This is a genomic window from Caulobacter sp. 05L422, from assembly GCF_056397765.1.
On the sequence record NZ_JBFTOB010000001.1, the window covers coordinates 1 to 19,855 of the forward strand.

The window sequence follows — 19,855 nt, forward strand, 5'->3', positions numbered from 1 at the left end:
AATACACGCGCTTTGTCCCCGTTCGACGCCGACGGCGGGCGGGCTCCCCAACGATGGAAGTCCCCGGACCGCGCGAGTAACCCCCTCGCGCCTGTCCCCGCTCGATCGCCCCCCGCCGCCGCATTGGTCGCTGGCCTTGCGCCCTTTCCGGTGCGGCGAGGTGAGATCAGGATACGGGCGGTTTGGAGGGTGAGGACCAAATCGGGTCGAGAAAGTTCAGGGCGTTGAAATCGCCCGGGTTTGTTCGTTGAGCGCAGAGCGCAAACGCCCCGCCAGGGACACGCACTCACGGCAAGGCCTATGAAAATCGCCCTCTAAGCGTGGGGTGAGTGCGTGTCCCCAACGACATCCATGATGTCATGGGGCCGGACCGCAAACTCAGCGGATCAGTTGGGGACACGCACTCACGGCGAACGCTCCGCGAAAGCCCGCCCGCGCATCGCCGTGAGAGCATGTCCCCGGTCGCGGGCCCCTACAGCTTCACCCAGAAATGGAACGCGTCCACGGCCAGGCCCTCGCGGAAATAGAACCGGTGGGCGGCCTCGCGGACCACGTTGGAGATCAGCTCCAGGTGGCCGCAGCCCTCGCGCCGGGCCTCTTCCTTCAGCCAGTCCAGCAGCGCCTTGCCGTGGCCCCGTGACCGGACCCGGTCGTCGGCCACCAGGTCGTCGACGCTGAGGAACCGGCCGCAATACAGCATGTCCGCCACCCGATACCCCGCCACGGCCCGCGCCACGCCGTCCTCGCTCACATAGGCCAGCCGGAACCCGTCGCTGGCCATCAGCTGGCGGACGCGGGCGAGGTAGGTCTCGCGGGTGAGCTGGGGGCGGAGCTGGGCCATCACCTCGAAGGTGGCCAGGATCTCGGCGTCGGTCTGGGCGAGGGTGATCATGGCATCGATCTAATCCTTCTCCCCTTGCGGGAGAAGGTGGCGGCGAAGCCGCCGGATGAGGGGTCTCTCAAAAGCCGGCCGCCCCCTCTTGCCAATCCAAAACGTTCCCGTAATGTTCTCGTCATGGTCGATCGCGCCCAACAACTCGCCTTTGCGCGTCGGCTCCGCCAAGAGCCGCCCGTCACGGAACGCCTGCTCTGGGCCCTACTCCGCGACCGCCGCCTGGAAGGCCTGAAGTTCCGCCGCCAGGTCCCGCTCGGCCGCTACGTCGCCGACTTCCTGTGCCCGCGTCATCGCCTGATCGTCGAGGCGGACGGACCTCATCACGAAGACAGCCTTCACGACGAGATCCGCGACGCCTGGCTGCGCGGCCAGGACTTCCGCGTGCTGCGGTTCACCAACAAGCGGATCCAGGACGCCCCCGACGCCGTCCTGGCCGACATCCTGACCGCCTGCGGTCGCTAAACCCTTCTCCCCTTGCGGGAGAAGGTGTCAGCGAAGCTGACGGATGAGGGGTCTCTCAAACCTCAACCGCCCCACCCAGCCGCTCCGCCGTACGCGGCCGACCTCGCCATCGACCCCTCACCCGACGGTCCTCCGGACCGCCACCCTCTCCCGCAAGGGGAGAGGGGAAGGAAGACGCGAATCCTTCTCCCCTTGCGGGAGAAGGTGGCCTCCGAAGGAGGTCGGATGAGGGGTCTCTCAGAAGGTGGACGCTCTCCCTTCCTCGCGAAGGGGAGCCAGCCTTTCATCTCACGGCGAGACGGTCGCCGGTCTGGACAGGTCACTCAAGGACGGCGCTCCGCGCCGCCGCGTCGCGGCTGGCCGCAGGCCAGTCCTTGACTGACCTGTCCAGACCGGCACGCTTGCCTCCGAGAGATGTAAGGCGGGGCAGGGCGCGAGACGCCCGCCCCTTTGAGGGGGCTGGATGGTTCGGATCGGAAGCGGGGTGCTGCTGACCCTTGCGTTGACGGGCTGCGCGCCGAGGCCGGAGTCCACGACGATGGTCAACGACCCGGCCCCTGTAGTGTGGACCGCCCTGCGTCAGGCCGACGCCAAGACGCTCCTGGTCGAGGCCGGCGCCCGGATCAAGGCCGAAGAACAGACCGCCGAGAACGGCTGGCTGATCACCGCCGAGGTCCCGAAGGGTTTGCCTGTCACCTGGGAGGGCATGCAGTGCAAGGGCGACGGACCCGACCGCGCCTGCACCGAGTACGAGGTCCGCGTCCCGCTGAAGACCGCCAGTCCGCAGGCCGCCCAGACCCTCGCCGCCTCGCGCAACGTCCTGTTCCCGGCCGACGCCGCCGTCGGTGACGAATATCGCGTCTGGCGCATGGGCTTCACCTATGGCGGCGTCACGCGGGCCTACCTGAAGAACACGCTGGCGGTGACGATCGACATGGGCTTCGCGGCGGCGAAGAAAGTTGCGGAGTAGTAAGAATTGATGCGTGCTGTCAATTCGTTTTGGTGTTTGGTAGATGCTCTCCAACATGACCAATAACAAATTTCTTGATATTATTGTCAATAAAGAAGTGGATGGACGCGCATGATGCAGCGTTGCCTGCGCCAAGCGTTATGTGGGGTTCAAATAATTTATCACTACCGCCGTAATTGAAGGTGTAAGAATTCCCAAATCTACTTTTCGTGGTCGCGGATATATGCATGCTGCAACGTTTCCCCCACCCCCTTTCTGTCAAAAGTCCTTTAATGTCTCCTCCATTTTTGAAAAACTGTTGAGCTACGGAGTCGATGTCTCCTAATGCATCGTATATATCTCCAGGTCTTCCGAACGGGCTCCTTTCTGCGGATTTTCGGGCGCTATCCAGTATGGTGAGGTGATTTAAGTCCTCGGAAGCAAATGCAACAGCATCTTCCATGCTGTTAATTTCTCTTTCCGATACGGGGATTTCTGCTGAAGCTTCCGGTTGGTAGGCCAGAAGAACTGCCTGGTTGTCGCGTAAATTGCTGATCTCAGATTGCAATTCAGAAACTAACTTATTGGATTCCGTAAGTTTCCCGTCGATTTCGAAGGCGTATGATTCCCAATCGAGTCCTTCATTTTCCTTTTTCTCAACGATAATTTCTTGTCGAATTTTCCTCTCCGCCTCTCGCATGACGGTATCAATGCGGTGATCGGGGGCAAATCTAAAACATGCAACCGTGAATATTGATCGTTCAATCTGTTGAGCGATTGATTTTTCACCTTCTCTATCAATGGCTCCGCCTAAGAAAAGCGGATGTGCTCTTGGATCTGAGTGAATGCTAAATCCAGGCCAATAGATCCTAGCGGCGCCGGCGAAGCATGATCGAAGCCGACCGGCTCGTTCGCTTAATTCCCAAGTTACGTCAGCTGTAGTCGGCTGAACGATAATCGCTATACCAGCAAGGTTTTGTGCTAGAAGGTTAGCGTCTAATCTATTGGGTATTCCGGTAGAGCTAGGTGATAAGAATACAATCGGGATGCGGCGGCGAGGGCTCTCGAGAAGATCGATTAGTGCATCGATATCGCCCGAATTGATGCGATATGGTGTTGCTTTAACATCAATATCACCAACTCGAACGCTGGATTCCGCGCACAGTCTGCGAATAACCTTTGGTGATCCAATGGCGAGTCGTACCGGGGCGACGCGAAAATCTAAAGAATCTATCCATATCGTGTGCTCTAAAGAGACGAGGCTATCTGTCTTGCAGAGCCTGATACTGTTTCGCCACAAGAGTTCATCGTCATCATCATGTGGGAATGCCCACGTGATTATTTCAACTATATCGCTATTCACCTCATACTTTGAGACCGAGATGGAGTGACGTTTAGGGAGGTTTTCTTCTAGTTGGTCGTACGGAAGGCCATATCGCCTAGCCAGCCAATCCTGATAGGCCGAACGTGGCCATTCGAGCCCCTTGTCCAGCGGGAGATCGAATCGACAGGCGTACATAAGTCTAGACAATGGTTATCCTCCATTTGGAGGTATGTTTGCACCGTTGTCGCCGTTTGCCTAACTCGTTGATCTAGTCCTATGTTCGCCGCAAGTTGAGTTGGATTGGGGAAGCCCCCCTACAACCGCGCCTTCCGAAACGCCTCCGCCTGCTCCGCCCTTAGCTCCGCGCGGACCCGCTTGGGCATCGCCTTGTCCACCGCCTCGCCCGGGGCCGTCAGGGCTTCGTTGGCGAACTCCAGGTCCATCAGCTTCATGCGCTTGATCTCGTCGCGCAGGCGGGCGGCGGTCTCGAACTCCAGGTTGGCGGCGGCCTCGCGCATGCGGGTCTCCATGTCCTTGAGCGCGGCCTTGAAGTTGTCGCCGCTGAACGGCTTGGCGTCCTTGCCCTCGCCGATCCCGCCGATCGGCACCAGCACGCGGTCGCCGCGCTCGTAGGGGCTGTTGAGGATGTCCTTGATGTCGCGCTTGACGCTCTCGGGCGTGATGCCGTGCTCGAGATTGTAGGCGTGCTGCTTCTCGCGGCGGCGGGACGTCTCCTCCATGGCCCGCTCCATGCTGCCGGTCACCCGGTCGGCATAGAGGATGACCTTGCCGTCGACGTTGCGCGCGGCGCGGCCGATGGTCTGGATCAGGGAGGTCTCCGAGCGCAGGAAGCCTTCCTTGTCGGCGTCGAGGATGGCGACCAGGCCGCATTCGGGGATGTCCAGGCCCTCGCGCAGCAGGTTGATGCCGACCAGCACGTCGAACATGCCCAGGCGCAGGTCGCGGATGATCTCGATCCGCTCCATGGTGTCGACGTCGCTGTGCATGTAGCGCACGGCGATGCCCTGCTCGTTGAGGTACTCGGTCAGGTCCTCGGCCATCTTCTTGGTCAGGACGGTGACCAGGGTGCGGTAGCCGGCGGCCTTGGTCTGGCGGATCTCGTCGACTACGTCGTCGACCTGGCTGGCGCCGTCCTTGGAGACCGGGCGGACCTCGACCGGCGGGTCGATCAGGCCGGTGGGACGGATCACCTGCTCGGCGAAGACGCCGCCGGCCCGCTCCAGCTCCCACTTGGCCGGAGTGGCGCTGACGTGCACCGACTGCGGCCGCATGGCGTCCCACTCCTCGAACTTGAGCGGGCGGTTGTCGAGGGCCGACGGCAGGCGGAAGCCGTACTCGGCCAGGGTCCATTTGCGGTTGCGGTCGCCCTTGTACATGGCGCCGATCTGCGGAACCGTCTGGTGGCTCTCGTCGGTGAACAGCAGGGCGTTGTCGGGGATGTATTCGAAGAAGGTCGGCGGCGGCTCGCCCGGCCGGCGGCCCGACAGGTAGCGGCTGTAGTTCTCGATGCCGGCGCAGGAGCCGGTGGTCTCGATCATCTCGAGGTCGAAATTGGTCCGCTGCTCAAGGCGCTGGGCCTCCAGCAGCTTGCCGTTGGCCTCCATCCAGGCCAGGCGCTCCTTGAGCTCGGCGCGGATGCTGATGATCGCCTGGCGCAGGGTGGGGCGCGGGGTGACGTGGTGGCTGTTGGCGTAGACCTTGATCATCTCCAGGTCGCCGGTCTTCTTGCCGGTCAGCGGGTCGAACTCGCTGATCGCCTCGACCTCGTCGCCGAACAGGCTGACGCGCCAGGCGCGGTCCTCGTAGTGGGCGGGGAAGATCTCGATGGTGTCGCCGCGGCGGCGGAACGTGCCGCGCTCGAAGGCGGCGTCGTTGCGCTTGTACTGCTGGGCGACCAGGTCGGCCATCATCTGCTTTTCGTTGATGGTCTGGCCGACCTCCAGCGTGAAGGTCATGGCCGTGTAGGTCTCGACCGAGCCGATGCCGTAGATGCAGCTGACGCTGGCCACCACGATCACGTCGTCGCGCTCCAGTATCGCCCGCGTCGCCGAGTGGCGCATGCGGTCGATCTGCTCGTTGATGGACGAGTCCTTCTCGATATAGGTGTCGGTCCGGGGCACGTAGGCCTCGGGCTGGTAGTAGTCGTAGTAGCTGACGAAATACTCGACCGCGTTGTCCGGGAAGAAGCTCTTCATCTCGCTGTAGAGCTGGGCGGCCAGGGTCTTGTTCGGGGCCAGGATCAGGGCGGGGCGCTGGGTGGCCTCGATGACCTTGGCCATGGTGAAGGTCTTGCCCGAGCCGGTGACGCCCAGCAGCACCTGGTCGTTCTCCTTGCCCTCCAGGCCGGCCACCAGTTCGGCGATGGCGGTCGGCTGGTCGCCGGCCGGCTCGTAGTCGCTGACCAGCTTGAACCGCTTGCCGCCTTCGGACTTGTCCGGGCGCGCGGGGCGGTGCGGCTGCCACAGCATGGGCATGCCGGAGGCCGCGTCGACCTCGGCTTCCAAGGCGGCGTCATAGATGAAGGGCGTGGCGGCGTCGGAAACGCCGCCGAGTTCTGTCACGGGAGTACGGGCCATGGTGAGAACGTAGGTCCGCCAGGGCTGGAACGCCAGAGGGGCTGCTGACAGGGGCTGTCAGCAGAATGGCGGCAGGTGGCGGCATTGCCTTTCATGGTCAAGGTTGCGATCTTGTCGGGACAACCCCAGGGGTGGGGCACGGGGTGGCTATGACCTACATGAAGCGCGGAACGAGCCGGCTGGTTCGCGGCCTGGGGCTGATCGGCCTGGCGGCGGCGATGACGACCATGGGGACGGCGGGCGCGGCCCAGGCCCAGTCCTCGGACATGCGGCTGATCCGCGATCCGGTCTATGGCGAGCTGCGCGAGGTGCTGGGCGGGGTCCTGCCGGTGGCGACGCCCAATCCGAAGTGCGCCAAGCCCCTGCTGCTGCCGGACGGCGCCTGCCTGGACCGCGTGGCGGCCGGGATGAAGGCGCGGGGCGCGACGAGCGGGCTGGTGCTGACCGCGCCGGGCGCCGGGGGCGGGGCGGGGGCGGTGATCTCCGGCCCGATCGGCCAGGCCTATCGCCTGTACGAGGTGTCCCTGGCCGGCGGCGGGGCGAGCTTCCGGCCGGTGACCCTGCCGACCTCGTCGGTGCGGGTCCCGCGCGCCTGCTTCTCGACCGGCCGCGGCGTCGACTACCGGCTGGACATGCGCGACGGCCAACTGGCGGCGCGGGAGCTGCAGACCGTGTCGTGCGGCGGGCCGGTTCCGCCGATCGGCTACGGCGGTCCGCGCCTGTCGCCGATCGGGCCGAGCGAGCCGGGCGAGCGCTGGCCGGCCACCGGCGTGGTCGAGGTGCTGGGCGCGGCCCGGCAGCTAGCCGCCCCGCGTCCGGACTGCGCGCCCGACGCGGTCCTGCGCGACGGCGTGTGCTTCGCGGCCGGGATCGCCGTGCTGGCGTCCCAGCCCGCCCTCAAGGAACTGGACGTGATCGGCGCCAAGCGGCCGGCGGCGCCGGGCATGGTGCTGAGCGCCAAGGAAACCGAGCAGTATGTGCTCAAGCGCAAGGCCAAGGCCGGCTTCAAGGCCGACAAGCGCTGGTTCGACAAGTCCAGCCTGGCCGCCCCGGCCGGCTGCGGCCTGACCAGCCCGGTCGACTTCGAGGTCGAGCCTGGCGACAAGGTCCACGAGCGGGCCCTGGCCGGCTGCGGGGCGCCCGGCGCGCCCGCGCCGGTGGCGGTCTACGAGGCCTATGGCGCGACCCTGCCGGTGGTCCAGGGCAACCGCCCCGGCTGCGCCGAGCGGGGCGAGCAGCTGCTGGGCAACGCCTGCTTCAGCGACGTGATCGGCTGGATGCGGGCCCGCAAGATCCCCAAGGCGGAGGCCCTGGTGCTGGAGCGTCCCTACGGTCCCGGCGCGCGGGTGAGCAGCGGCGGCCCGATCCGCTACTCGTTCGCCGACGTCTGGGCCAATCCCGACGGGACCTACAAGGCGGATCGCAAGCACGGCTATTCGGCCAACATCCGCTCCAACGGCTGCGCCAACGTCACCGACGACGGTCCCGAGGCCAGCGGCCTGCTGCTGGTCCGCCGCGACGGCGGGGTGATGGCCCAGGCCTATCAGTGGGTCGCCTGCCCGGTCCGGTAGGAGGCGGGCGCGGGGCGCTTGCAGACTTGCAATCTTAAGGTGAACCTGTCGCTCCAGTCGGGGGAGACGGTTCGATGGACATGACGCGCAGGGGCGTGGCGACGGGCCTGATGGCGGCGGCCAGCGGCCTCCCGGGCCTGGCCGGAGGGCAGGCGACACCACAGGCGTCACGAGGCGTCCTGGAGATGAGCCCCCAGACCCGCCTGTTCCTATACGGCCGCTACCTGCCGGTCTGGCAGGCCATCCAGGCCGCGCCCAAGGATCCGGGCCTGCAGCAGATGGCGTCCTTCATCGGCGACGAGGCCACGGCCCTGGCCTCCGCCGGTCTGGGGCCGGCGGGCGACGGGCCCCTGCCGGCCGACGCGACCGCCCAGGACGCCCTGGCGGCCATCGTCGAGGCGGCGCGCGACCGCCGCGTGGTCATGCTCAACGAGGCCCATGTCGCCTCGCGCCACCGCTCGTTCCTGGCGCGGGTGCTGCGCGCCCTGCGGCCGCTGGGCTTCGACGTCCTGGCCGCCGAGGACTTCGTCAACAGCCGGGAGCGCGGCGCGCCGGACGTGCGGACCTACAAGGCCGGCGCGGCCCTGAATCCGAGCCTGGGCTTCTACCTGCACGATCCGGTCTATGCCGAGGCGGTCCGCGAGGCGGCCGGCCTGGGCTACCGACTGGCGTCGTACGAGCAGCGGGTGGATCAGCGCGTGAGCGGCGAGGCGCGACTGGACGCCATGCCGCGCCGCGAGACGGCCGAGGCCGACAACTTCATCGCCGACGTGCTGGCCTCGAACCCGGGATCGCGGATCCTGGTCCATTGCGGCTACGCCCACCTGCGAAAGACCCCCGATCATCGAGGCCTGCTGTGGTTCGCCGCCCGGCTGCGCGAAAAGTCGGGGATCGACCCGCTCTGCGTCTCCCAGGCCTATACCGGGTCGTTCGGGCCTCACGGAACCGACCCGGCGACGACGACGGCGGTGCTGGAGCGTTTCAGGCCCGCCGACTCGATCGTGGTGCGAGGGGCGGACGGCTGGGTCGGGGCGGCGCCGGCCGGGGCCGATCTGGCGGTGTTCCATCCGCCCCTGGCCGACGTCGACGGCCGCCCCGGCTGGCTGGCGGCCAATCCCGCGCGCCGGCGGGTGGAGGTCGCCGCGCCGGGGCCCCGCCAGGCGACGGTCCTTCTCCAGGCCATCCATGCGGTCGACGCCGACCAGGCCATCCCGGCCGACCAGCTGGTGCTGGCGCCGGAAGCCGCGTCGGCCGTCCTGTTCCTGCGGCCCGGCGTCTATCGCCTGCGGCTGGAAACCGAGACCGGTCTTGTCCCCCTCAAGACGGTGACGGTGTGACGGCAAAGGTCTGACCTCCTCCCGCTCTCTGGCTCGCTGACGGTCGTTCGATCGAACAAGGCCGAAATGTGGTCAGACAAATACGCTTCTGAAACGACCTGAAATCACCCGGGCCTAAGGCGACGCGGCGCGAAGCCTTCGCGATGACGGGTGATCGGAGACGCGGCCGCGTCGGAGGCCGTACGATGCCGTATGCCACGAGGATATTGACGTAACCGCGTATTATAACGCTTTGCGAAGTTCGCGGCGCGCCGCTGGGGCGAGCCGTCGAACGCGTCGCCTCCGTCGGAGGGGCGTGCGAAACTGACTTTTTCGCCGGCCCGGCGGTCGTCGCAATGGTCAAGATATTGGCCTGACAAATAGCGATTATCGAGATTGACAGGTCAGACCACTTGTAAGATGTGTTAGCGGTATCATCGGTCACGGCGCGACAGCACGCCGAGCCGAGGCAGGGACGCGAATGGACCAGGAAGCCCTCCAGCATCGAGTTCGCCGGCCGCGCCCGAACCGCGTCGCCGGGGCCAGTGTCGCCGGCGGCCTGGCCGTGACCCTGTCGCTGCTGCTGACCCAAACCGCCTTCGCCGACATGCCCCGCCTCGGGACCCAGGGTTCGGCCCAGCGCCTGGTGGTCGACGGCAAGCCCATGCTGGTGCTGGGCGGCGAGCTGGGCAATTCCAGCGCCTCCAGCCAGGCCTACATGGCCAGGTACTGGCCCAAGCTGAAGGCGATGAACCTCAACACCGTGCTCGCGCCCGCCTCGTGGGAGCTGATCGAGCCGAAGGAGGGGTCTTTTGACTTCTCCAGCGTCGACGGCCTGATCAAGGACGCCCGCGCCCAGGACATGCACCTGGTGCTGCTGTGGTTCGGGGCCTGGAAGAACAGCATGTCGACCTATGTGCCCTCGTGGGTGAAGCGCGACGACGTCCGCTTCCCGCGGGCCAAGGCCGCCAACGGCGTCAGCCAGGAGATCCTGTCGGCCTTCTCGACCAACACCCGCGACGCCGACGCCAAGGCCTACGCCGCCCTGCTGGCCCACCTGAAGGCGGTCGACGCCAAGGGCACGGTGCTGATGGTCCAGGTCGAAAACGAGATCGGCATGCTGCCCGTGGCCCGCGAGTGGGGCCCGGAAGCCAACGCCGCCTGGGCCGCGCCCGTGCCGGCCGAACTGCTCCAGCGCCTCTCCTCCAGCAATCAAGTGGGCGGCGGAACCGCCATCGAACCCGAGCTGCGCGCCCTGTGGGCGGCTCACGGCTCCAAGACGTCCGGCGCCTGGTCCCAGGTGTTCGGCGACGCCGACGCCGGCCAGGAGGTGTTCACCGCCTGGTTCTACGCCCGCTACGCCGACGCGGTGACCCGGGCCGGCAAGGCCGCCTATCCGCTGCCGATGTACGTCAATGTCGCCCTGAACCGCGCGGGCAAGGCGCCGGGCGAATATCCCAGCGGCGGGCCGCTGCCGCACCTGATCGACGTCTGGAAGACCGGCGCGCCCAGCCTCGACCTGATCTCGCCGGACATCTACTTCCCGAACTTCAACGACTTGGCCGGCCGCTACAAACGCCCGGACAATTCGCTGTTCATCCCCGAAGCCAACAATGTCGGCGCGCCCGAGACGCCGGCCAACGCCTTCTACGCGATCGGCAAGCTGGACGCGTTCGGCTTCTCACCCTTCCAGGTCGAGAACGCCGAGGCCAAGGAGCAGGAGGCCGTGACCCAGGCCTATGGCGTGCTCAAGCAACTGACCCCGGCGATCCTGGCGGCTCAGGGCCTGAACAGGATGTCGGGCTTCAAGCCGCGCGTGCTGGAGGACGGCACGGTGCTGGACCAGCCGGTCGGCCAGACGATCGGCGACTATCGCTTCACCGTCGGCTTCGTCGACCCCTGGACGCCCAGGGCCGACCAGAAGACCGCCAGCCACGGCGGGATGATCATCCAGATCGGCCCGGAAGAGTACCTGATGGCCGGCCGCGGCCTGGTGATCACCTTCGCCGGCGCTGGAGACGGCGCGCCGATCGCCGGCATCGACAGCGCCGTCGAGGGCGTGTTCGACGCCCAGGGCCGCTGGGTCCCAGGCCGCGCCCTGAACGGCGACCAGACCCACCAGGGCCGCCACGTCCGACTACCGCCCGACCAGTTCCAGATCCAGCGGGTGAAGCTCTACCGCTACCGCTGATCCACCCCAACCACCGAACCACAACAATGGCCCGCCGCTCCCCCCAGGCGAGGCCAGGAGGGATACCGTGACTCGATTCAACCCCCGCAAGGCGCTTCTCGCCGCCACCGCCCTGGCCGGTCTCGCCGCCGGCTCGGCCCACGCCCAGACCGCCGCCGCCCCCGCGCCGGCCCCGGCCGAAGCGACCGCCCCAGCCGATGAAAACACCGCCGTCGACGAGATCATCGTCACCGGCATCCGCCGCAGCCTTCAGGCCAGCACCGCGGCCAAGCGCGACTCGGTGGCCTTCGGCGACTCGATCTTCGCCGAGGACATCGGCAAGCTGCCGGCCACCAACCTGGCCGAGACCCTGAACCGCGTGCCCGGCGTCAACGTCAACCGCGACATCAACGGCGAAGGCGTGCAGGTCTCGATCCGCGGCCTGGGCCCCAGCTTCTCCAAGGTCCTGCTGAACGGCACGCAGATCGCGGTGGCCTCGGACGGCGGCACCAACGGCGGCAGCGCCAACCGCGAAGTCGACCTCGACTTCTTCCCGTCGGAACTGTTCACCCGCATCGACATCGCCAAGAGCCCGATGGCCGCGACGCTGGAAGGCGGCATCGCCGGCACGGTCAACCTCCACAACGCCCGGCCGTTCGACAAGGAAGGCCAGCACCTGACGGTGATCGCCCAGGGCCAGTACACCGACAGCAACAAGGACCTCAGCCCGCGCGGCGCGATCGTCGCCAGCAAGACCTGGGACAAGTTCGGCGTGCTGTTCGGGGTCTCGGGCGTCAAGACCAAGACCCGCGTCGACGGCTATGAGACCATCGGCTACAGCGACGGCAACTTCCCCTGCGTGGGGACCAACTGCGTCGATCCCGGCGGCAACGGCTTCTCCTACGCCTCGGTCGTCCCGGGCAACACCGGCCACGGCCTGACGCCGGGCGCGCCGCTGGACCTGACCGCGACCTCGGGCCTGACCCAGGACCAGCTTAGCAAGGCGCTCATCCCGCGCCTGGGCCGCAACAGCTACACCGAAGGCACCCGCTCGCGCGTCTCGGCCCTGCTGTCGCTGGAATACCGCCCGACCGACGAGCTGCACTTCGCCCTGGACGGCCTCTACGCCGAGTCCAAGCGCGACTATCAGCGCCTGAACATGAACTGGTACGTCCGCAACTCAGGTCCGGGCACGTCGCCGACCTCGACCGGCGGCATGGTGCCGTTCGACCTCAAGGTGGACGGCAACAACGTCGTGACCTCGGGCACGTTCGCCAATTCGAGCTTCTTCCTCGAGAACGACATCTTCGACCAGACGACCAAGTTCTACAACGTCAACCCCAGCCTGCGCTGGCAGCCGAACGACAAGCTGACGGTCGACGCCCAGGTCAATTACGGCCACTCGACCTTCTTCCGCGAGCAACCGCAGTTCGACTTCCAGACCCCGCGGGAATCCGGCCTGGAGGTGCAGTACCAGGCCAGCGACAGCGGCCAGCCGATCATCACCCCCAACCGCGACCTGGGCGATCCGAACCTGGGCTGGAAGTGGTACCGGGTGAACGTCCAGAACGTGGCCCGCGAGACCACCACCAAGGGCGCCCACGTCGACGCGCGCTACGGCGACAGCGACGTGAACGTCAAGTTCGGCCTGGCCTATGACGACGCCAGCCGCGAGATCCGCGCCTACGACAACTCGACCGCCTTCCAGACCGCCGTCTGCGGCGCCACCTGCGACGGCACGACCGGCTCGGTGCTCAACAGCCAGGTCGCCCAGTACCTGAAGCGCGTCAACATCAGCGACTTCGGCCACCTGGCCAAGGGCGGCGTCGGCTACACCAGCTTCATCATGACCGACCTGGACGCCCTGAAGCAGGCGACCAACTACGCCTTCTTCCGCGACACCGCGCCGGAAACCCGCAGCGCCGTCACCGGCGGTTCGGTCGGCGACATCCAGGAGAAGACCTGGGCGACCTACGCCGAGGCCAACGCCAAGGGTTCGCTGCTGGACCGCGACGTGACCATGAACGTCGGCCTGCGCTACTTCCACACCGACCAGACCGTCACCAGCCCGATCCAGGTGGCCTCGGGCCTGGCCGACCAGACCCTGTCGGCCAAGTACGACGACATCCTGCCGTCGGCCAACTTCGTCATGGACGCGGCCGAGAACATCAAGCTGCGCCTGGCGGTCTCGCGCAGCATGACCCGGGCCGACGCCGGCCTGCTGCTGCCGGGCACGACCTTCTCGGACATCTCCGCCCAGGTCGCCAGCGCCGGCAATCCGGAGCTGAAGCCCTACACCTCCAACAACATCGACATCGGCGGCGAGTACTACACCGGCGGCATCGGCTATGTGGGCGTGTCGTTCTTCCGCAAGGACGTCGACGGCTTCACGGTCACCACCCAGACCACGGTGCCGTTCACCTCGCTGGGCGTCAATTACGGCGACCTGAACACCTCGCAGCAGCAGGCGCTGGACCTGCGCGGCGGGCCGAACGTGGCCACGGTGACGCTGAACCGGCCGATCAACCTCAACAAGCTGCTTATCCAGGGCGTCGAGGTGACCTGGGTCCAGCCGCTGGACTTCCTGGTCCGGGGCATGGGCTTCTCGGCCAACGCCACCAAGCTGGAGCAGAGCTCGTCGACGGGCCTCGTCGCCCCCGGCGTCGCGCCCTACAGCTTCAACCTGCAGGGCTTCTACGAAGGCCACGGCGCGTCGCTCAGCGTGAACTACGTGTGGAACGACGAGTCGATCGCCGCCAACGCGCCGCAGAACAACATCAACGTGCCGCTCAAGGCCGAGGCGCGCGGTCAGCTGGACGTCTCGGCCGGCTACGTCCTGCCGTTCGCCGACAAGGCCTTCCGCCTGACGCTGGACGCGCTGAACATCACCAACGAGCCCCTGCGGACCACGTTCGGCTACGACAACGCGCCGTACAGCGTCTACTACCCCGGCCGCCAGGTGCTGCTGGGCCTGCGGGCCAGCTTCTAACCTTCGAGATCCTCCTCCCCGGAGGCTTCACTAGGGCGGCGCCGGCGACGGCGCCGCCCTTTCTTTTTGGGCTCTAGAGCTTGGGAGGGGCCGTGACGTCGGGGCCGGCGGGGGCGGGGATGCGACGGGCCGAGGTGATCGGCACGGGCGGGTCCAGGATCTGGCCCTTCATCACTGGATTGATCGCCTTGCCGGGCGTGGGCAGGGCCAGGATCTTCTTGGCCACGTCCATGCCCTGGACCACACGGCCGAAGGCGGCGAAGCCGAGGTTGTCGCCCGTGCCGGCGGGATTGGCGTCCAGATAGGGCGCGTCGCCGATGCAGATGAAGAAGTCCGAGGTGGCCGTGCCCGGCGCGGTGCGGGCGATCGAGACCGCGCCGTCGGTGTGCTTGAGGCCCGTCTGGCTGGTGGGCTCGTGGGCCACCGGCGGCAGGGCGCCGATGCCCTGCAGTCCGCCCTGGATCAGACCGTAGTCCACGGCTCCCGGCGCGCGCGAGGCCCGGAAGAACGTCGCCTTGTCATAGAGCTTGCGGTCGACATAGCGCAGGAAGTTGGCGGTGGTCAGCGGGGCCTGGGCCACGGCCAGCTCGATGACGATCCGGCCCTGCGGGGTGTCGATGGCGACATAGACGGGGGGCTTGGCCGGGGCGGTCGGAGCGGCCGGCGGCGCGGCGGGCGCGACCTGGGCGAGCGCGGCGGCGGGGAGGGCGGCCAGCAGGCCGGMGCCGATCAGGATGTCGCGGCGAGCGATGGGGCGTTGGGTCATGGGCGGACCATAGATGGAACCCTCTCCCTCTGGGAGAGGATGAAAAGCCTCTACACCAGCATCCCATGCCCGCGCAGCACCACCAGCCGGCCGGCGTTGAAGAACGGCAGCGACAGGGTGACGGCGATCATCACCTCGAAGGCCAGGCTGCTGAGGTTGAAGCGGCCCCGGGCCTTGTCCATGGCGGCCCGATCGACCAGGGCCGAGACGGCGCGGCCCAGGGCGGCGCCCATCCAGGCCATGGCCAGGGCGAAGGCCATGGCCGCGCCCACGTTCGACTGGTAGCCGAGGAACAGGGCCGCCGTGGCGTGCGACAGGATCAGCAGGCCGCCCAGGGCCCGACCCTCGGTCTTTCCCCCGGTCAGGGGAGCGGCGGAGGCCTCGTCGTCGGCGCCTTCCAGGGCGGTCAGCCCCAGCACCGAACCTGGCCGCACCAGGGTCAGGCCGCCCAACACCCCGCCGATCACGCAGGCGATCATCGCCAGGATGAGGGAAAGGCCATAGCTCGAAATGGTCACGCTGGTCTGGTCTCCAACCCTCTAGAGCCTGTCCGTTTCTGATGGAATCAGAAACGGATGAACAGGCTCTAGTTCAAACATTTAGAGCGTGACAGGCGCCGAAACCGGCATCCACTTTCGGCTGTCACGCTCTAGGCGGGCGCATGGCAAACGGCTTCCACATTGCGGCCGTCCGGGTCGAACACGAAAGCTCCATAGTAGTTGGGGTGATAATGCGGCCGAACTCCGGGCGGGCCGTTGTCCTTGCCGCCGGCCGCCAGGGCCGCGGCGTGGAAGGCGTCGACCGCCGCGCGGGTCTTGGCGACGAAGGCGATGTGCATCGGCCCGGTCAGGGCCTCTTCCTGGCTGATCCAGAAGCTGGGCTTGCCCGCCTGGATGTCGCGGCCGTCGGCGCTGGGGCCGTAGCCCAGCACTTCGGAACCGCCGGTGATCTCGGGGCCGATGCTCATCACCACGTCGATGCCCAGCGGCGCGAAGGCCGCGTCGTAGAAGGCCTTCGACCGGGCCAGGTCCGTGACCCGCAGTCCGATATGATCGATCATCAGCGCACCCTTATATGGAAGACGACCCTTCGGTCGCCGGGCTGGTCGGCCTCCCACGGCCGCTTGAGCGTGAAGGAGAGGTCGGCGCGGCCGCGCCCGGCGGCCGTGTAGCGATAGACCGCGCGGACCGGGGCGCCCGGCGCCTTGGCCTCGGTCTCGAAGCTGGAGCCGCCGGCCAGCAGGGGCGGGGCCTCGTGGTCCAGCCGCCACGCATAGCCCGTGCCGGCGTTCAGCGGCAGGGCGATCTCCAGGTCCTGGCCGGTCACAAGCTCGACCACCCCGGCGTCGGCGTCGACGTCGGTCACCGTGCGCAGCGGCGTGGGCGCGGGCGTGGCGCAGGCGCCGAGAAGAAGCAGGGTCGCCAGGATCGAGATCGTCTTCATGTCGCCGCCTTCGTCCCCATCTCTGTCCGTCGCCGGATCATCGTGCGGCCCGGGACCGATTTCGCCCACAGCAAATCGGGAGCCGTCGTCCTTGACTCCCCACACCGCCGGTCCTAACTCCAGCCCGGCGTTGGCACTCGATGGGAGCGACTGCTAACAGCGACGCTCCCCGCTTGCCGACGGACCATATCTTTAAAACCGTCCCGACGGAGATCGACCCATGAAATTTCGCCCCCTCGGCGACCGCGTCCTCGTGAAGCGTGTCGAAGAAGAAACCAAGACCAAGGGCGGGATCATCATCCCCGACACCGCCAAGGAAAAGCCGCAGGAAGGCGAAGTCGTCGCCGTCGGCCCCGGCGCCCGCAACGACAAGGGCGACATCGTCGCCCTGGACGTGAAGGCCGGCGACCGCATCCTGTTCGGCAAGTGGTCCGGCACCGAAGTGAAGGTGGACGGCCAGGATCTGCTGATCATGAAGGAAAGCGACGTCCTGGGCATCGTCGAGGCCTAAAGGCCCGACTGCTCGACCGCTTTCGAACCCAAGTTTCTCTTTTAGAAGGGCTCTCAAATGGCCGCTAAAGACGTTTATTTCTCCTCGGACGCGCGCGACAAGATGCTGCGCGGCGTCAACATCCTCGCCAACGCGGTGAAGGTGACCCTGGGCCCCAAGGGCCGCAACGTCGTGATCGAAAAGTCCTTCGGCGCTCCGCGCTCGACCAAGGACGGCGTCTCGGTCGCCAAGGAAATCGAACTGGCTGACAAGTTCGAAAACCTCGGCGCGCAGATGATCCGCGAAGTCGCCTCGAAGACCAACGACAAGGCCGGCGACGGCACCACCACCGCCACCGTCCTGGCCCAAGCCATCGTGCAAGAAGGCCTCAAGTCGGTCGCCGCCGGCATGAACCCGATGGACCTGAAGCGCGGCATCGACAAGGCCGTCCACGTCGTCGTCGACTCCATCAAGGCGTCGTCGAAGAAGGTCACCACCAACAACGAGATCGCCCAGGTCGGCACCATCTCGGCCAACGGTGACAAGGACGTCGGCGAGATGATCGCCAAGGCCATGGACAAGGTCGGCAACGAAGGCGTCATCACCGTCGAGGAAGCCAAGACCGCCGAGACCGAACTCGACGTCGTCGAAGGCATGCAGTTCGACCGCGGCTACCTGTCGCCGTACTTCATCACCAACGCCGACAAGATGGAAGTTCAGCTCGAAGAGCCGCTCATCCTGCTGTTCGAAAAGAAGCTGTCGTCGCTGCAGCCGCTGCTGCCGGTGCTGGAAGCCGTCGTCCAGTCGGGCCGTCCGCTGGTGATCATCGCCGAGGACGTCGAGGGCGAAGCCCTGGCCACCCTGGTGGTCAACAAGCTGCGCGGCGGTCTCCGCGTCGCCGCCGTCAAGGCTCCGGGCTTCGGCGATCGCCGCAAGGCCATGCTGGAAGACCTGGCCATCCTGACCGGCGCTCAAGTCGTCAGCGAAGACCTGGGCATCAAGCTCGAGAACGTCTCGCTCGACATGCTGGGCAAGGCCAAGAAGGTCACCATCACCAAGGACGACACCACCATCGTGGACGGCGTCGGTGAGAAGTCGGCCATCGAAGCCCGCATCTCGCAGATCAAGAAGCAGATCGAGGACACCACCTCGGACTACGACAAGGAAAAGCTGCAAGAGCGTCTGGCCAAGCTGGCCGGCGGCGTCGCGGTCATCCGCGTCGGCGGCTCGACCGAAGTCGAAGTGAAGGAAAAGAAGGACCGCGTCGACGACGCCCTGAACGCGACCCGCGCGGCCGTGGAAGAAGGCATCGTTCCGGGCGGCGGCGTGGCTCTGCTGAAGGCCTCCAAGGCCCTGGCGACCCTGGTCGGCGACAATGACGACCAGACCGCCGGCATCGCGATCGTCCGTCGCGCCCTGCAGGCTCCGATCCGCCAGATCGCCGAGAACGCCGGCGTCGAAGGCTCGATCGTGGTCGGCAAGATCCTGGAGAACGACAGCCCGACCTTCGGCTTCAACGCCCAGACCGAGCAGTATGTCGACCTGATCGTCGACGGCGTCATCGACCCGGCCAAGGTTGTCCGCACCGCTCTGCAGGACGCCGCCTCGGTGGCCGGCCTGCTGATCACCACGGAAGCCGCGATCGTCGAAGCCCCCAAGAAGGGCGGCGGCGCTGGCGGCCCTCCCGGCGGCGGCATGGGCGGCATGGGCGACATGGACTTCTAAGACGTCCAGGTCAGCTCAGGCTGAACGAAAGAGAAGGGCGGGACCGAAAGGTCCCGCCCTTTTTCTTTGGGGCTCTGGTGGCAAGTCCGCCGCCGTTCTGATCGTTTTTGACGCAAATGGCGCCGCTGCCTGCCCAGGTTGTGGATAACCGATCACAGCCACGTTAACTCATGCAGCGAAAATACGGCCAAGCCCGTTCCAGACTCCGCGAACGCACGCTGCGTTTCCTGGAGGGCTGGGCATGGCGCGTCACGACATCCACGAGTTCCGCGACCGGCGGTCGCCGCGTCCGGTCTTTATCGTGCTTGGGCTCGGCCTGTGGCTGGTCCTCGGCCTCGTCAGCCAGGCGGCGTTCCAGGTCCTGGGCTAGGGACCGGGCCCGAAGCGGGACTAGGGTCGATACTGCTCTTTTTGCGAGAGTATAGCCCTATATGCCAATCAAGATTGCAGGCGTACCTTGCCGGCGGGACATGCGCACGACGTGTCCGCTGGGAGAAACGCTATGCGTGACGGGCTCTCTCGCCGGTCGCCGGAGCCGCATGTGGCGGGGATCAACGTGGTCCTTGTGGATGTGGCTCTGTGGCTGCTCCTGGGTATCGCCGCCCAGGTCGCGATCCGCCTGATCCGCTGAGCGGGGCGGCGCCGCCCCAGGCGTCCCAGCAGGCGAACTTCTCCTCCTCGGTCATGTGCTCGTCCGACTGGCCCAGGCAGGCGCGCTTGTAGCGGCGGTCCTCGGCCGCCTCCCAGGCGCGACGCGCGCGACGGGCCGTGGCGGGATCCAGATACTCGCCGCCGCCCACCCGCCAGCGGGGCTCCACCGTCCTGGACAGGTCGGACCCGGTCGCGGCTGGAGCCGTGGCGAGGGGCTCGACGTCCGGCGGCGGCGGGAGGCGCGGCGAGGCCGTCGAGGTCGGCGCGCCCGCCCGGCGCGCGATCGGGGTCCGCCGCCGGTCGACCCTGGTTTCGCGCGGGTCCAGGGTGACCAGGACGGCGGGCGGATCGACCATCGGCGGCGCTTCGGGGACCAGGGTCAGCAAGGCCAGCAGGCCGGCGTTGACCGCCATGCCGACCCCGCCGGCCGCCGGCCGCGTTCTCCACCGCCCTCGCGCGATCATCGACCGGCTCCGCCCGCTTTCGTCCGAAGGTTGTGCGGAGCCG

17 protein-coding genes and 1 pseudogene are annotated in these 19,855 nt (G+C 66.9%); 10 read left to right on the forward strand and 8 right to left on the reverse strand.

From position 1 onward, the window contains the following. Positions 1 to 228 (forward strand): annotated as a pseudogene (locus AC1DMQ_RS00005) (hypothetical protein); the annotation flags it as partial. A 244-nt stretch (positions 229 to 472) separates the two neighbouring features. Here the strand turns inward: AC1DMQ_RS00005 and AC1DMQ_RS00010 are convergent. Then, a complete protein-coding gene (locus AC1DMQ_RS00010; RefSeq protein WP_477031495.1) occupies positions 473 to 892 on the reverse strand; it encodes a GNAT family N-acetyltransferase in 420 nt (139 codons plus the stop codon). 123 nt (positions 893 to 1,015) lie between these two features. Here AC1DMQ_RS00010 and AC1DMQ_RS00015 point away from each other — a divergent pair, with 123 nt between their 5' ends. Both AC1DMQ_RS00015 and AC1DMQ_RS00020 read left to right on the forward strand, forming a co-directional pair. Further along, positions 1,016 to 1,357, forward strand: a complete 342-nt coding sequence (locus AC1DMQ_RS00015; RefSeq protein WP_477031496.1) for an endonuclease domain-containing protein — start codon at positions 1,016 to 1,018, stop codon at positions 1,355 to 1,357. Positions 1,358 to 1,820: 463 nt separating this feature from the next. Further along, positions 1,821 to 2,327, forward strand: a complete 507-nt coding sequence (locus AC1DMQ_RS00020) for a putative periplasmic lipoprotein (RefSeq protein WP_477031497.1) — start codon at positions 1,821 to 1,823, stop codon at positions 2,325 to 2,327. Positions 2,328 to 2,346: 19 nt separating this feature from the next. Here the strand turns inward: AC1DMQ_RS00020 and AC1DMQ_RS00025 are convergent, their stop codons facing one another. Continuing rightward, a complete protein-coding gene (locus AC1DMQ_RS00025; RefSeq protein WP_477031498.1) occupies positions 2,347 to 3,837 on the reverse strand; it encodes a hypothetical protein in 1,491 nt (496 codons plus the stop codon). A gap of 107 nt (positions 3,838 to 3,944) precedes the next feature. Continuing rightward, positions 3,945 to 6,227, reverse strand: a complete 2,283-nt coding sequence (gene uvrB / locus AC1DMQ_RS00030; RefSeq protein WP_477031499.1) for an excinuclease ABC subunit UvrB — start codon at positions 6,225 to 6,227, stop codon at positions 3,945 to 3,947. 149 nt (positions 6,228 to 6,376) lie between these two features. Between uvrB and AC1DMQ_RS00035 the strand changes: the two genes are divergently transcribed. The 4 genes from AC1DMQ_RS00035 to AC1DMQ_RS00050 all read left to right on the forward strand — a co-directional run bounded on the left by AC1DMQ_RS00035 (position 6,377) and on the right by AC1DMQ_RS00050 (position 14,273). Beyond that, positions 6,377 to 7,798, forward strand: a complete 1,422-nt coding sequence (locus AC1DMQ_RS00035) for a hypothetical protein (protein WP_477031500.1) — start codon at positions 6,377 to 6,379, stop codon at positions 7,796 to 7,798. A 74-nt stretch (positions 7,799 to 7,872) separates the two neighbouring features. After that, complete coding sequence (locus tag AC1DMQ_RS00040) at positions 7,873 to 9,135, forward strand: hypothetical protein (RefSeq protein WP_477031501.1); 1,263 nt, start codon at positions 7,873 to 7,875, stop codon at positions 9,133 to 9,135. A 460-nt stretch (positions 9,136 to 9,595) separates the two neighbouring features. Continuing rightward, on the forward strand, positions 9,596 to 11,305 hold the full coding sequence (locus AC1DMQ_RS00045) for a GH35 family beta-galactosidase (RefSeq protein WP_477031502.1): 1,710 nt from the start codon (positions 9,596 to 9,598) through the stop codon (positions 11,303 to 11,305). A 67-nt stretch (positions 11,306 to 11,372) separates the two neighbouring features. After that, a complete protein-coding gene (locus AC1DMQ_RS00050) occupies positions 11,373 to 14,273 on the forward strand; it encodes a TonB-dependent receptor (protein ID WP_477031503.1) in 2,901 nt (966 codons plus the stop codon). Between the two features lie 73 nt (positions 14,274 to 14,346). Here AC1DMQ_RS00050 and AC1DMQ_RS00055 read toward each other — a convergent pair whose 3' ends face one another. From AC1DMQ_RS00055 to AC1DMQ_RS00070, 4 genes are all read right to left on the reverse strand, one after another. Next, the gene (locus AC1DMQ_RS00055) at positions 14,347 to 15,039 is read right to left on the reverse strand and encodes a peptidylprolyl isomerase (protein ID WP_477031504.1); all 693 of its coding nucleotides are present in this window, start codon (positions 15,037 to 15,039) and stop codon (positions 14,347 to 14,349) included. A gap of 50 nt (positions 15,040 to 15,089) precedes the next feature. Then, positions 15,090 to 15,551: a DUF4345 family protein gene (locus AC1DMQ_RS00060; protein WP_477031930.1), complete on the reverse strand. Its 462-nt coding sequence runs from the start codon at positions 15,549 to 15,551 to the stop codon at positions 15,090 to 15,092. Positions 15,552 to 15,688: 137 nt separating this feature from the next. Beyond that, a complete protein-coding gene (locus AC1DMQ_RS00065; RefSeq protein ID WP_477031505.1) occupies positions 15,689 to 16,099 on the reverse strand; it encodes a VOC family protein in 411 nt (136 codons plus the stop codon). Further along, the gene (locus AC1DMQ_RS00070; protein ID WP_477031506.1) at positions 16,099 to 16,482 is read right to left on the reverse strand and encodes a protease inhibitor I42 family protein; all 384 of its coding nucleotides are present in this window, start codon (positions 16,480 to 16,482) and stop codon (positions 16,099 to 16,101) included. Before AC1DMQ_RS00070 ends, AC1DMQ_RS00065 begins: the two co-directional genes overlap by 1 nt. A gap of 220 nt (positions 16,483 to 16,702) precedes the next feature. Here AC1DMQ_RS00070 and groES point away from each other — a divergent pair, with 220 nt between their 5' ends. The 3 genes from groES to AC1DMQ_RS00085 all read left to right on the forward strand — a co-directional run bounded on the left by groES (position 16,703) and on the right by AC1DMQ_RS00085 (position 19,067). Further along, positions 16,703 to 16,993, forward strand: a complete 291-nt coding sequence (groES, locus tag AC1DMQ_RS00075) for a co-chaperone GroES (protein WP_028037871.1) — start codon at positions 16,703 to 16,705, stop codon at positions 16,991 to 16,993. Positions 16,994 to 17,050: 57 nt separating this feature from the next. After that, entirely contained in the window at positions 17,051 to 18,697 is a 1,647-nt protein-coding gene (groL, locus tag AC1DMQ_RS00080) for a chaperonin GroEL (RefSeq protein ID WP_477031507.1), read from the forward strand. A gap of 241 nt (positions 18,698 to 18,938) precedes the next feature. Continuing rightward, on the forward strand, positions 18,939 to 19,067 hold the full coding sequence (locus tag AC1DMQ_RS00085) for a hypothetical protein (protein WP_477031508.1): 129 nt from the start codon (positions 18,939 to 18,941) through the stop codon (positions 19,065 to 19,067). 181 nt (positions 19,068 to 19,248) lie between these two features. Here the strand turns inward: AC1DMQ_RS00085 and AC1DMQ_RS00090 are convergent, their stop codons facing one another. Continuing rightward, positions 19,249 to 19,812, reverse strand: coding sequence for a hypothetical protein (locus AC1DMQ_RS00090; protein WP_477031509.1), 564 nt, complete (start codon positions 19,810 to 19,812; stop codon positions 19,249 to 19,251). Positions 19,813 to 19,855: the final 43 nt, after the last annotated feature.